The following is a 13,304-nucleotide window of genomic DNA, read 5'->3' as shown; positions in this document are numbered from 1 at the left end:
CGCCCGCGCATGCCTGATCGCCAGGCGATGGCTGCCATCTGCTTCATCCTCCGCACCGGCGGTCAAGGGCAAGCGCTCCTCCGCAGCCTGGGCGCGGCCAGCACCGTCCACGACCGGTTCCAGACGTGGCGGGACGCTGGTGTGTGCGAGCGGATGTGGCACGCCGGGCTGCTGGCGTCTGATCAGCAGGTTGGGATCGATTGGGCATGGCGGCGCTGGACGGCGCGATAACAAAAGCACCATTGGGGGGGAGGGAGCTGGTCGTACCCTGACCGACCGCGGGAACCGCGACACTAACCGAAGCCTGCTGACCGCTGGTCACGGCATGACGCTCGCCAGCACGGTCGACGGAGCCAATCGACACGACCGCCCGCTGGGGCAGCGCACCCTGGCTGCGATACCGATGGCGCGTCCCCAGCCGACGGACGCGCAGCCGCAGCACCGGTGTCTGGATACGGGCGACGATGTCGCCCCAATCCGCACGACTTGCTTCCATCGTCTACCATGTCGCGGTTGTTCGGTCTGGATACGGGCGACGATGTCGCCCCAATCCGCACGGTGGTTGCGACCTGGGGTTATACAGCACACATGCGGACGCGGGGGGAAGACGCCGCTGCCAGACAGCCCATCCCTGCGTATCGCGCCCGACGATGGGTGGTGGAACGGACACACGCCTGGCGCAATCACTGCCGTCGGTTGCTGATCCGCTGGGAGAAGAAGATCGAAACCTCTCTGGCGATGCTTCATGGTGACTGGGCCTGGATCACCTGTCGTGCTGTCAGAGTTTTCGGATAGGCTCTTATTTCATACAAGCTGTGCTATCGCGATCCCCGACCATCGCCAGACGCATGCACACTTGCCAGTCACCGACAACAGCTTACCCGACTCCTGACCCATTGGCAGAGCACAGCTCCGGTCGTGCCAGCAACTCGCTGCATTGGTTGCCTTGCCTGCTCGCCATGTACGTGTCGCGGCGTTTGGCGTGTGGCAGCCACGCTGCCGCAACAGCCATGCTCACGATCCGGCACGTGGCACACCATTGACCCTGCTGACCACGGGGAGGCTGGAATGTGCCCGTTACGATGAGCCGGTCAGGCATGCAGGTTCTAACAAACCGAGCTTGATATAGCATGCTCTAAATCCAACCACGCCGCACCGCCTCTGCTACCAGTTGCGTCCGATTACGCACACCGAGGAGTTTGATCAGCTCCTGAATCCGGCGCTTGACCGTCACCTCACTCATATGCAGCATAGCCCCAATCTCTAAAGTGGTAGCACCCTCCGCCAGGGCTTTCAGCAGGCGCAACGCACTCTCATCATCGGCCAACGCCTGACGCAACCGCTCGCGTTGGAGTTCTGCCACGTTTGTAAACAGCACACCCACCAGATTCGGCGAGATGACATATTCACCGTTCGCAATGGCCCGAATCGCATCGAGAATGGCCATGTAGGCACTCTGCTTGAGGAGAAAGCCACGTGCCCCGGCCTCGATTGCCGCAATCACGTAGTCAGGTTCGTTGTAGCTAGAAAGCACCAGAAACGACGGCGGAGGGGTCAGTGTCTGGGCTTGCCGTAAGACGCCTAGCCCGTCGATACCCGGCATACGGAGGTCAATCACTACCACGTCCGGTTGCAAGTTGGTGATGGAAGAAATTACTTTGGTACCGTCATCGGCTTCCCCGACCAGCGTCATATCAGGCTGATGCCGGATCAGACTCCGCAAACCTTCACGCACGATTGGGTGGTCATCAACAATGAAGACCCGGATCACGGCTAACTCCTTTCACATCGTGACCTGTGAATATCAGTTCGACCTGACAAGGCTTCGTTGCCTATCGTTCAGCCTCCCGATCACAGTAATCAGAAAGCCGGGCATTTCCTGAAAGTATGCCATCACGTTATGTTTATTATAGTTGAAGATCAACCACACGTACATAGCACCTCTTCCAAACCATCGCCTTCAGTGCCAACCCGCAAAACTCTACGGGAGAAGGTGAAGACGCTATGTTTGCCCGCTCGTCACGCCTGTCAAAGGCTGGTGTAACATCACATTTGAAAAATACAATGCCTGATATGCGATACAAGACCTACCCCTCTGCCACTCTCTTGTTCGCTGCATCCCGCGTGTGGGAATGTGAAGAGGCACATGCACCATCCATAGGGGCGGGTTCAGAAACCGTCCCTACAGAACCTGTCCATCTGCATCAGGTAGATGACACCCACCAGGCGATAGTATAGTATCAGCAGCGATTCATAGTATTAATTTCGATTTAACGTAATCAAAGATCAGGCGCACTATCTACCATCACCCTCACACCACGCCCTCAAGCACGCTATCGTGGTGCGCAAGTGTGGGAGCGCGAGCCTCCGGCTCGCTCCCCACCTGCACCAGCCCGCCGTGCCTGCGTCCCACGAGGTGTCGCCACCCTGAACCAGTGGTTCCCGCCCCAGCGGGAGCGGGTTTCTTGTTGGCAACCGCTTGGCAACCGCACCACCTTCACCCGCTCGCCATCCACCACGCCGGCGCAGCCTCCGCACGCACCTGCACGTGACCCTGCTCATCCACCTCTGCCACCAAAAGGTGCATCGTTCGGGTGTGATCCGCGTGCTGAAGTAGGAGCAACGCATGCGTCGCCCCTACCGGCGTCCAGGGGTGCGTGGTTCAGGTGCAGCATCACGATCATAGTTGGCCGGGTGTCATGACTTCTATTCCACCAGCGACTCACCAGTGGCACACCCGGCAGTGCTTCCACACGGTTCTGACAACCTGAATAACACATTGCGTCAGTCAAAATGTGACATTATGTGAAAATCCGATGCTTCGCCTTATCGATTGGTTGTTAAACTGCCGCGCAGGACTAGTTGTACCTCCAAAAACAATCTGCTATGCTCAAAGTGGCAGAGGGTGTGATACCCACTGCTTGCTGTGCCGTCAATAATGACTCGGATATTGGCGGTCATGTACGCCCATTGCCAATCATTCCCTCGAAGCAATGGGCAAGGAGCAATCACAATGACCTTATCCACCTCCAAACAAAACCAAACACCCTGGCATACACTCGAACTGACTGATGTATTTACTCACCTGAACAGCTCTCCTACCGGGTTGACGCCGGATGAGGCAGCAAAACGCCTGTTGACCTACGGCCCAAACGAGTTGCAGGCAGCAGCACGTATCTCACCATGGACTTTGCTGCTTAACCAGTTTAAGAACGTCCTGATTATTATCCTCTTGATCGCTACCGGCTTGTCATTACTCCTTGGTCACGGGATCGAATCGGTGGCAATCATCGTGATCGTGCTCTTTGCCGTCTTGCTCGGTTTCATCCAGGAATACCGTGCCGAACGAGCAATTGAAGCACTCCGCCGTATGGCTGCACCCAATGCCACTGTGCTACGTGATGGCGTCGAGCAGACTGTCCCGGCGCACACGCTGGTACCCGGCGATGTTGTGCTATTACGCGCCGGAGATCGCGTTCCCGCCGATCTCCGCCTCATCGAAGCGCTGAATCTGCAAGTGGAAGAGGCTGCGCTCACCGGCGAGTCGGTGCCGGTTGAGAAGACTGCCACCATCACCTTACCCGCCGACGCCCCGGTTGCCGAACGCAAGAATATGGTCTACGCCGGAACATCGATCAGTTATGGTCGTGGCCGTGGTGTGGTGGTAGCCACCGGTATGCAGACTGAGTTCGGCACCATTGCAGCGATGCTGCAAACGATTGAGACTGGGCGTACCCCCCTGCAAGACAACCTCGACCGGGTTGGACATATCCTTGCCCGATCAGCGCTGGTGATTGTCGCCGTAATTACCTTGCTCGGCTTTTGGCGCGGCCAACCGTTGGTCGAGATGATTATCTTCGGTATCGCGCTCGCCGTTGCGGTCGTTCCCGAAGCACTACCGGCAGTGGTAACCATCTCCCTGGCTATCGGTGTTCAGCGCATGGTGAAGCGCAATGCGTTAATGCGTCGGTTGCCGGCGGTCGAAACCCTCGGCAGCACCTCGGTCATTTGCACCGATAAAACCGGCACCCTGACCAAAGACGAGATGACAGTGCGCTAGCTCTTTGTTGCTGGACGATGGTGGGACATTACCGGTTCGGGGTATGATCCGGTGGGCGAGCTTCGGTGTGATGATCGAAGCGCCCCTGCTGATGAAGCTGTCCGTCGGTTGCTCGAAGGCGCAGTGCTGGCATCCGATGCTCGCATCGTCTACCGGGAACAACGCTGGCATGCGCAGGGCGACCCAACCGAAGCAGCACTGATCGTCGCTGCCATCAAGGCCGACCTGGTTGTTGAGGAGGTCGTAAGTCGGGCACCGCGCATTGCTGAAATCCCCTTTTCGTCGGAAACGAAACGGATGATCACCCTCCACGAAGTGGCGGGCGCACGAGTCGCTTACGCCAAAGGTGCCCCAGAGGTTATTGTCAGTACCTGTAGCCATTGGCTAACCCCCAACGGCATTGCTCCGTTGCAGCCTGAAGATCGCGACACCGTATTACAGGCCGCTCAAACCATGGCCAGCAATGCCTTGCGTGTGCTGGCAGTTGCCACCAAAGCCACCGCCAATGTAGCCGATGCCGGGCATGATCTGACTCTGCTCGGTCTGGTCGGCATGATCGATCCACCCCGTCCCGAAGCCAAGGCGGCCATTCAAACCTGTCAACAAGCTGGTATTCGGGTGGTCATGATTACCGGCGATCACCCGTTAACTGCCGCCGCCATTGCGCGTGAATTGGGTTTACTCATCCACGGGCGCGTGATCACCGGTGTCGAACTCGATACGTTGAGCGATGAAGAGTTTGCACGTACTGTCGAAAGTATCGATGTCTATGCCCGCGTTGCACCGGTGCACAAACTGCGCGTGGTGACAACCCTGTAGCAAAAGGGGTATGTGGTCGCGATGACCGGCGATGGCGTGAACGATGCACCTGCGCTGAAGAAGGCCGACATCGGCATCGCTATGGGGATTACCGGTACCGATGTCACCAAAGAGGCCGCAGCAATGACCATCACCGACGACAATTTCGCTTCAATTGTTGCCGCTGTCGAAGAGGGACGGCGCATTTTTGGCAATATCAAGAAATACCTGATGTATCTGCTCTCGTCGAATATTGGCGAAATTACGCTAATGGCCGGAGCCACCTTCGCCGGCTTACCCCTCCCGCTGACAGCAGTACAAATCCTCTACGTCAACCTTGCCACCGATGGCCTGCCGGCCCTGGCATTAGCGGTCGATCCACCCGATGATGACTTAATGCGCCAACCGCCACGTGATCCTCGCCGGGGCATCTTTACCCGTCCGGTCGTGGGGTTAATGCTGATCGGCGGTTTGTGGTCAGCACTGGTCAATATCAGCCTCTTCGTCTGGGCCTTGCAGAGTGGGCGCGGTCTCGTGGAAGCAATGACGATGACGTTTGTCTCGCTCGTGTTGATTCAGTTCTTCAAGGCGTATAACTTCCGCTCGGATCATCTCTCCGTCTTCCATCGCCCCTTTGCCAATCGCTGGCTGAATCTGGCTATTCTCTGGGAGCTTGTCTTACTGCTAGGTGTGGTTTATCTGCCATTCTTGCACGAGCCATTTGGCACATTTCCACTCTCACTTATCGATTGGTTGATCATCGGTGGTATTGCTTTGACTGTTATCCCGGTGTTAGAGCTGTCCAAATGGGTGCTGCGGCATCGGATGTCCGCTGTACCGATTGCTGAGGGAGATAAGGTGGCGTAGTGACCCTGACATACGGAGGGTGAACGAAACGCATGAGGAGGGGGATGCCTGGGAGTTACACTGGTGTTAGCGAGCATGCCGTCAGAGCACCCCCACGCTCTTATCTACGATTACTGCTCTCCAGCGTACGGACTTAGAACCTGTTTCAAAACACGTCTACGCGAAGTTATCTCATTCATACCTGACCGACTCTATGCTCGTAATGAGCACATCCTGCATCCCCACGACCAGCAGGGCCAACGGCGTGCCACACGCCGGATCGTGAGCACGGCTGCTGCGGCAGCTATGCTGCCGCACTCCAAATGCCGCGACACACGCATGCCGGCGGGTAAGGCAACCCATCCAGCGCGTGATGGCACGACCGGAGCTGCGCTCTGCCAACAGGCCAGGAGCAGGATGGGCTATCGTTGGTGATTGGCAAGCGTTCATGCGTCTGGGCAACCATCCGGGAACACGAGTGCACAGCTTTTATGAAATAAGTTCTACAACTTACACACGCTCTGCGTGTAGACATCCAGAACAGCTCAGCGATTTTCTGCCCAGAATAAGGCGTCCTGTTCGGCGCGTAACTGATCACTCAGCCGATTTGCCGGAAGCTGCACATCGGCATACGAAATGATCCCATCTTTGGGAATGTCGCGCAACAGGGTACAGCCTTCCGCCAGACCAATCGGCAACAACCGCTCGGCCTGAACCACATCGGCATTTTCGGCCAACCCATACGTCATGTAGCCACCCAATCCGTCCAGGGTTTGGCCGGCGTACAGATCGGTCTTGGCCGCCGTAATCACTTCAACCATTGGCCGCCCGGCTGCGGCCAGCACGGTATCACCAAACAGGGCTGCCCGCGCCACCGAGTTGGGAACTTCAAAATGGCACAGATGATACGGCGTGTAAAAGAGATACAGCGGCCCCTTCCCCAGCTTATATAGGTTGAGATAATGCTGCATCCGCGGATGGTCGTGGGTGCCGAGCACGAAGACGCCGGGGCCAGGGGTGGCACCAACCACGTAATCAACAATGCCTGGGCCGTCGAGCACAGCCTCAAGCGGATACAGGTCGTGAACCACATCGGCCAGCGGTGTACCAGATGGAACGGTCGGGCCGAACATGCCCCGTTTGGCGACCCGCATACCGGTTGCATTCGCGACCACGGCCTGCTCAAACGAGATTTTGGTCCCGTCGGCAAAGCTGGTCACCATATACGGGTTTTGCCCCCATTGGCGAGCAAAGTTGGCCTGTGTGGTCGGATTGCGATAGGGATCGTGCAGCCCTTTGATATTCCCGCACAACACCGGCTTCACCCCTAGCCCGCGCACGAAGCGGTAGAGGTTCATGGTTACCCCCGGCTGATCGCCGTCCGACAGCGTAAAGATTACACCGTGGCGCCGGGCGTAGACCTGCAAAATTGCGCCGAGCGTGCCGTCCAGTTCGGCATTCATCGTCACCACATGCTTGCCATGACGCATTGCCGTAACGGCCACCTGGGCACCAAACTCAACCGCGCCGGTCACCTCCAGAATGACATCAATACCATCGGCAGCACACAGCAACAACGCATCGTCGGTCACTACCGGTGCGCCAACCGCCAGAGCTGCCGCCAGCGTTGCCGGCGAGTCTACGTAGCGAATCGCGTCAGAAGGCACATCAGCCTCGGTATACGCCTGCACTGCCCGCTCAAGCGTGCGGTTAGCGATTGCTACCAGGCGCATGCCACGAGTGTAACGTATGATCTGGAGTGCAATACCTCGCGCCATGAAGCCGGCACCCACCATGCCCACCCGAATCGGGCGGTTCTCGGCTTCAGCGCGTTGGAGTGCGGTGTCGATCAGGATCATAAGTTTCTCCGCTAGAACGTGTTGGGAAAAGAGGTAATAATCATCGTGCTACCGCTTCGGACAATGACCTGAAAGCGGTTCGACAGTCTTGTCAGATGGACAAAGGTATGACCTTTGCCCATCATCATTCAGATAGACCTCAACGAGATTCGCCGTTTGGAATACTCACGAGGTGTTTCGTCAACTAACCGGCAAACAACGGCCAGCGCTTATCTTTCTCGCTCATCTCAGTAACCGGCAATGGCCACTCGATACCGAACGCCGGATCGTCGTAACGTACACCACCTTCGGCGCTGGGGGTGTAGTACTGTGAAACCTGGTAGAACACTTCCGTGTCGTCCTCAAGGGTCTGGAAGCCGTGTGCAAAGCCTTCCGGGACGTACAATGCCAGTCGATTCGCGGCAGTCAGTTTCACGCCAATCCACCGCTTGTATGTCGGCGAGTCGGGGCGCAAGTCGATGATCACATCGTAGATCGCACCGCGGATACAGCGCACCAATTTGGTCTCAGCGTAGGGTGCGTGCTGAAAGTGCATGCCACGTAGCGTACCGGCTACCCGGTTGTACGAGAGGTTCATCTGCACCACTCGATCAACCAGACCATGCTCAGCAAATTCGTCTTTCGCCCAAACCCGGGCGAAGAAACCACGATTGTCTTCGCGTGGCTCCAACTCGATAATGTGGGCATCTTTCAATTCGGTAGGAATGAAGCGCATGGTTATCAGCTCCTCCAAAACAATTCGGCATCAAGCTGATTAGTGGCAATCAGATGACGCAGCATCTTGAGCCGCGTGTAGGGCGGCGCCTCGAAAATCTCGCGTGTCATACCAATCCGCTCAAAGACCGCACGCAATTGCCGGGCACCGGCGACCGCATCATACCGACAGGCGAAACCGGGGAGGCGCGTCGCAATTTTACTAAAATCAACCCGGTAGCTCCGATTATCGCCATCGTTCCGACCGAACGTCAGCTCACAGCCAGGAAAGACTTCGGCGACAATTTCGGCAATTTCGCGCACACGGTAATTGTACCGGCTATCGCCAACATTGAAAACCTGGTTGTGGATCGCTTCGCGGGGTGCTTCCAGCGCACATGCCACCGCGTGGGCAATATCAAGGATATGCACCAGCGGTCGCCACGGCGTACCATCGCTCACCATCGCAATTTTACCGGTTGTCCAGGCCAGGCCGGCAAGATTATTGAGCACGACATCGAAACGCTGACGTGGTGATGGCCCAAACGCAGTCGCGTTGCGCAAAAAGACTGGCGAGAAGGAGGCGTCGGCCAATTGCGCCAGGTCACGCTCAACCAGCACTTTACACTCGGCATAGGCAGTTTGCGGATTGACCGGTGATTCCTCGGTTTTGATCTCACCTTCTTCACCAATGCCGTAGACCGAACACGACGACATATACACGAAGCGGGTGATGCCTGCAGCCTTAGCCGCTTGCGCCAGTTTGATGCTCCCCTGATGATTGATTTGAAACGTCAGTTCACGATTGAGCTGGCCGAGCGGATCATTCGATAACTCAGCCATATGCACCACGGCGTCAAACCCAACCAGATCACTTACTGTCAGGCGGCGAATATCCTGGACGATGAGTGCCGGTTGTCGTTGGCCGCTGTGGAAAAGCCAGCCGCTTTCGTAGTAGCCGGTATCAACCCCGACGACCTCATGGCCACGCTCGATCAGATAAGGAGCGGTAACGATTCCGATATAGCCACCACTGCCGGTTAAGAGGACTTTCATTGTTAACTCCCTGGTTACGTCCAAATCTTCCACGGTGCCTTACCACTTTGCCACAGTTCTTCCAGATAATTCTTGTCGCGCAGAGTATCCATTGGATGCCAGAACCCATAGTGGCGATAGGCTGCCAGTTGGCCATGGAGAGCTAACTGTTCAAGCGGCTCCCGCTCCCAGACGGTATCGTCACCGGCGATGAGATCGAAGGCAGCCGGTTCCACTACGAAAAAGCCACCATTAATGTATGCACCATCACCGCTCGGCTTCTCTTTGAAGCTTGCAATCAGACTCTGGTCTTCGGCCAGCGTGAAGGCGCCAAAACGGCCCGGTGGTTGTACAGCGGTCAGCGTTACGGTCACTCCCTGCTCACGATGATAGGCAATCAGTGCCCGAATATCCACATCACTCACACCATCACCATACGTCAGGCAGAAGGTCTCGTCACCGACGTATGGTTGAATGCGTTTGATCCGCCCGCCCGTCATCGTCTTCTCACCGGTATCAACCAGGGTCACCTGCCACGGTTCGATAGCCGTGTGATGCACCGTCATGCGATTCTCGCGCATATCGAAGGTCACATCGGCGTGATGCAGGTAGTAGTTGGCAAAATACTCTTTGATCATGTGCCCTTTGTAGCCGCAACAGATGACAAATTCGTTGATCCCATGGGCGGAATAGATCTTCATAATGTGCCAGAGAATTGGCCGATTACCGATTTCGACCATCGGTTTTGGACGAATGGCACTTTCTTCGCTGATCCGTGTGCCGTAACCGCCAGCCAGAATGACCGCCTTCATACGCTTCGTACTGCCTCCTATAATTCGCCACGTCGTTGTAGTTCTTGCCGGAACCAGGGTATCGTCTGCTCTAAACCTTCGCGCAACGTCACTTTCGGTTCCCAATTGAGAATTTGGCGCGCTTTGGTAATATCAGGCTGCCGTACCTGGGGGTCGTCTTTCGTGCGCAAATCGCGGTAGACGACACCGGCCTTGTTGCCCGTGATCTCATTCACAATCTGGGCAAACTCGGCTATCGTAAACTCTCCCGGATTACCAATATTGACCGGTTCGACCTCATCACTGAAGAGCAGTCGGTACACGCCTTCAACCAGATCGGAAACGTACTGGAATGAACGGGTCTGGCTGCCATCACCGTAGATGGTGAGCGGCTCGCCGCGCAGTGCCTGTGAAATAAAGTTGGGCGCGACCCGTCCGTCACGCAACCGCATGCGCGGGCCATAGGTGTTGAAGATGCGAACAATGCGGGTTTCCACACCGTGATAGGTGTGATAGGCCATCGTCATCGCCTCGGCAAAACGCTTGGCTTCATCGTAGACGCCACGAGGCCCGACCGGATTCACGTGCCCGTAGTAGCTTTCGGGTTGCGGATGGACCTGGGGATCGCCATACACTTCCGAGGTTGAAGCGAGGAGAAAGCGGGCGCCTTTGGCCCGTGCCAGACCAAGTGCCTTGTGTGTACCAAGAGCACCCACTTTGAGCGTCTGGATCGGTAGTTCAAGGTAATCGATTGGCGAAGCCGGTGACGCGAAATGCAACACGGCGTCAATCGGCCCTTCGATATAGATGTAGTTAGTGACATCGTGATGAATGAAGAGGAAGCGAGGGTGTCCGGCCAGATGAGCGATGTTGTCGGTGCTGCCGGTGATCAGATTATCCATTGCGATCACCGTATGACCTTCAGCCAGAAAACGATCACAGAGGTGTGAACCGAGAAATCCTGCTCCGCCGGTAATTAACACGCGCATAGATAATGTGCTCCTTCGTTGCTTTTCAGCCTGTATTGTAATCCGTCACCGTGAAGGTTTGATGAATATTGTACTGATACCTGTTAAACTCCTTCTACCTGCACATCCCAATAGTGATGGCGATGCTCACGGTAGAAGGCAATAGTACGGGCCAGACCGGTGCGGAGATCAATCTGTGGCTGCCAGCCCAGCATGGTACGGATCCGCCGATCATCGGCATAGTAATCACCGATATCAATCGGCTTGCGGTCGGCTGGGTAAGGAATAATCTCAAAGCTACCCCCACCGGCCACTTCAACTGTCAGTGCGGCCAGGTCACGCAGATTGATAACTTCAAGCCCGCCTAGATTAAAAATTTGTCCGCTTGCTGCCGGATGCAATGCTGCCAGCAAGAGTGCATCAACACAATCGTCGATATAGGTAAAATCGCGTAACTGACGACCATCGCCCCACACCTGGATCGGCTTCCCTTCAATGACATTCCTGATCCAGATGCCGAGGAAGGTCTGGCGCGCATCTTTGACCCGCATGCGCGGGCCGTAGGTATTGGTCAAACGTAAGGCGCATGCCCGAATACCATAGACATTGTTGTAGAGAATGTGATACCATTCGCCGGCCATTTTATTGATGCCATTCACATCAACCGGATGCAAAAGATGCCGTTCATCTACCGGCAGGTAATCGGGCTTACCGTAAATCTGGCGGGTTGAGGCATACACGACGGTGATCCCTGGATTATGTTTACGGCACGCTTCGAGAATAGAGAGCTGCGCCCGACAATTGATGTCGAGATCGATATACGGATTGCGCATCGAATCGAGATGACTGGTCTGGCCGGCCAGGTTAAAGAGTACATCTTGCCCCTGCACCAGATAGTTCATCGAGTATTCATCGCGCACATCGGCAATGTTCACGCGCACCCGATCTTCGATTCCGGCGATGTTGTAGAGATTCCCACCGTACTCTGGAATCAGCGAATCGACCAGAGTGACGTTCGCGCCCAGTTCAACCAGACGATGGGCCAGATTTGAGCCGATAAAACCCAGGCCACCGGTGATCAACACCCGTGCCCCGGCAAACGTTTGTAGATTTACCATATCCCCCCCGCTCGAATCGTCTCGGCAACCAGCACAATCTCTTCATACGTCAATTCCGGGTACATTGGCAGAGATAAAATGCGTCCGGCCAGATCTTCGGTCACCGGCAGGCTTCCTGGATGACAGCCAAGATCGGTGTAGGCCGGTTGGAGATGGGTTGGTACCGGGTAGTGAATATCACAACCAATGCCGTGGGCAAGGAGATGGTCGCGTAACCGGTCACGACTGGCCCGATCAGGCAAGGTTACCACATAGAGATGATACACATGACCTGGCTCGTCAACCGGCAGCCCAAGCGGCAGATCAGCCAATGCAGTCGCGTACCAGGCCGCCCGTTCACGACGGGCCGCATTAGCGGCGGCAAGATGCGGGAGCTTGACCCGTAGCAGAGCTGCCTGTAGCTCATCGAGACGCGAATTTCGCCCCTCCACCTCGCTCGTGTAGTATTTGCGTTCCCAGCCGTACATGCGTAGCCGGCGAAGTCGCGCTGCCAGCAGATCATTGTTGGTTACTACCGCACCACCATCACCAAGCGCACCCAGATTCTTACTGGGATAGAAGCTAAACGCTGCCAGATCACCCCACTGTCCAGCCATTCGTGGTTGTCCATCAGTGCCGGTACGCCAGGCCCCATGTGCCTGCGCTGCATCTTCGATGACGATGAGACCATGCCGTTCGGCCAATGCCGTAATAGCCGCCATATCGGCCAGCCGCCCGAACAAGTGTACCGGAATCACAGCTTTCGTGCGCGGAGTGATAGCCGCCGCCACTGCTGCCGGATCGATATTCTGCGTAGCGGGATCAACATCAACCAGCACCGGGCGTGCACCGGCCTGAAGAATGGCAGCTACGTCGTACATGCACGCATTTGCGACGGTAATCACTTCATCACCAGGGCCGATCCCGGCAGCCACCAGTGCCAGGTACAACGCTTCGGCACCACTGGCCACACCAACACAATGGCGGGCACCACAAAATGTTGCAAACTCCTGCTCGAAAGCAGCAACTTCATGACCCAAAATATACCAACCGCTCTCAATCACGCGACCGGCAGCAGCGATCAGGTCTGCGGTGAGTGCCTGATGACTGCGTCGTAAATCGCCAAACGGCACCCGCCATGATGTTGTCATAGATAT

General features: G+C 56.4%; 8 protein-coding genes and 2 pseudogenes. 2 read left to right on the top strand and 8 right to left on the bottom strand.

Annotated elements, in window-relative coordinates; translation table 11 throughout:
* Nucleotides 1–795 (top strand): annotated as a pseudogene (locus VAE57_RS17645) (transposase); the annotation flags it as partial.
* Between the two features lie 340 nt (nucleotides 796–1,135).
* Here the strand turns inward: VAE57_RS17645 and VAE57_RS17640 are convergent.
* Entirely contained in the window at nucleotides 1,136–1,771 is a 636-nt protein-coding gene (locus tag VAE57_RS17640; protein WP_322823142.1) for a response regulator transcription factor, read from the bottom strand.
* Between the two features lie 1,242 nt (nucleotides 1,772–3,013).
* Between VAE57_RS17640 and VAE57_RS18835 the strand changes: the two are divergent.
* Nucleotides 3,014–5,725, top strand: a pseudogene (locus VAE57_RS18835) (cation-translocating P-type ATPase).
* Nucleotides 5,726–6,249: 524 nt separating this feature from the next.
* On the opposite strand, the gene VAE57_RS17620 reads toward VAE57_RS18835, so the two are convergent.
* The 7 genes from VAE57_RS17620 to VAE57_RS17590 form a co-directional block, all read right to left on the bottom strand.
* Nucleotides 6,250–7,563 carry an NAD(P)-dependent oxidoreductase gene (locus VAE57_RS17620; RefSeq protein ID WP_322823140.1) on the bottom strand — a complete coding sequence of 438 codons (1,314 nt, stop codon included), beginning with the start codon at nucleotides 7,561–7,563 and terminating at the stop codon, nucleotides 6,250–6,252.
* A gap of 184 nt (nucleotides 7,564–7,747) precedes the next feature.
* Nucleotides 7,748–8,278: a dTDP-4-dehydrorhamnose 3,5-epimerase gene (gene rfbC, locus VAE57_RS17615; RefSeq protein ID WP_322823139.1), complete on the bottom strand. Its 531-nt coding sequence runs from the start codon at nucleotides 8,276–8,278 to the stop codon at nucleotides 7,748–7,750.
* 5 nt (nucleotides 8,279–8,283) lie between these two features.
* Nucleotides 8,284–9,312 carry an SDR family oxidoreductase gene (locus tag VAE57_RS17610; protein WP_322823138.1) on the bottom strand — a complete coding sequence of 343 codons (1,029 nt, stop codon included), beginning with the start codon at nucleotides 9,310–9,312 and terminating at the stop codon, nucleotides 8,284–8,286.
* Nucleotides 9,313–9,326: 14 nt separating this feature from the next.
* Nucleotides 9,327–10,103: a glucose-1-phosphate cytidylyltransferase gene (gene rfbF, locus VAE57_RS17605; protein ID WP_322823137.1), complete on the bottom strand. Its 777-nt coding sequence runs from the start codon at nucleotides 10,101–10,103 to the stop codon at nucleotides 9,327–9,329.
* Between the two features lie 17 nt (nucleotides 10,104–10,120).
* Complete coding sequence (locus VAE57_RS17600; protein ID WP_322823136.1) at nucleotides 10,121–11,071, bottom strand: UDP-glucuronic acid decarboxylase family protein; 951 nt, start codon at nucleotides 11,069–11,071, stop codon at nucleotides 10,121–10,123.
* A gap of 83 nt (nucleotides 11,072–11,154) precedes the next feature.
* Entirely contained in the window at nucleotides 11,155–12,168 is a 1,014-nt protein-coding gene (locus tag VAE57_RS17595) for an NAD-dependent epimerase/dehydratase family protein (RefSeq protein ID WP_322823135.1), read from the bottom strand.
* Nucleotides 12,162–13,298: a DegT/DnrJ/EryC1/StrS family aminotransferase gene (locus VAE57_RS17590; RefSeq protein ID WP_416208475.1), complete on the bottom strand. Its 1,137-nt coding sequence runs from the start codon at nucleotides 13,296–13,298 to the stop codon at nucleotides 12,162–12,164. The genes VAE57_RS17595 and VAE57_RS17590 overlap by 7 nt, the downstream gene beginning before the upstream one ends.
* Nucleotides 13,299–13,304: the final 6 nt, after the last annotated feature.

The sequence above is a fragment of the Chloroflexus sp. genome (assembly GCF_034434295.1).
In the GTDB taxonomy this organism is placed as follows: Bacteria; Chloroflexota; Chloroflexia; order Chloroflexales; family Chloroflexaceae; genus Chloroflexus.
The sequence above is the reverse complement of the archived record's forward strand: the minus strand, read 5'-3'. Positions and strand labels throughout refer to the sequence as shown.

Bases quoted from the DNA above. Each gene is read 5' to 3' on its own strand.
- VAE57_RS17600 (WP_322823136.1), bottom strand. From the start codon at position 11,071: ATGCGCGTGTTAATTACCGGCGGAGCAGGATTTCTCGGTTCACACCTC.
- VAE57_RS17620 (WP_322823140.1), bottom strand. From the start codon at position 7,563: ATGATCCTGATCGACACCGCACTCCAACGCGCTGAAGCCGAGAACCGC.
- VAE57_RS17595 (WP_322823135.1), bottom strand. From the start codon at position 12,168: ATGGTAAATCTACAAACGTTTGCCGGGGCACGGGTGTTGATCACCGGT.
- rfbF (WP_322823137.1), bottom strand. From the start codon at position 10,103: ATGAAGGCGGTCATTCTGGCTGGCGGTTACGGCACACGGATCAGCGAA.
- VAE57_RS17590 (WP_416208475.1), bottom strand. From the start codon at position 13,298: ATGACAACATCATGGCGGGTGCCGTTTGGCGATTTACGACGCAGTCAT.
- VAE57_RS17610 (WP_322823138.1), bottom strand. From the start codon at position 9,312: ATGAAAGTCCTCTTAACCGGCAGTGGTGGCTATATCGGAATCGTTACC.
- rfbC (WP_322823139.1), bottom strand. From the start codon at position 8,278: ATGCGCTTCATTCCTACCGAATTGAAAGATGCCCACATTATCGAGTTG.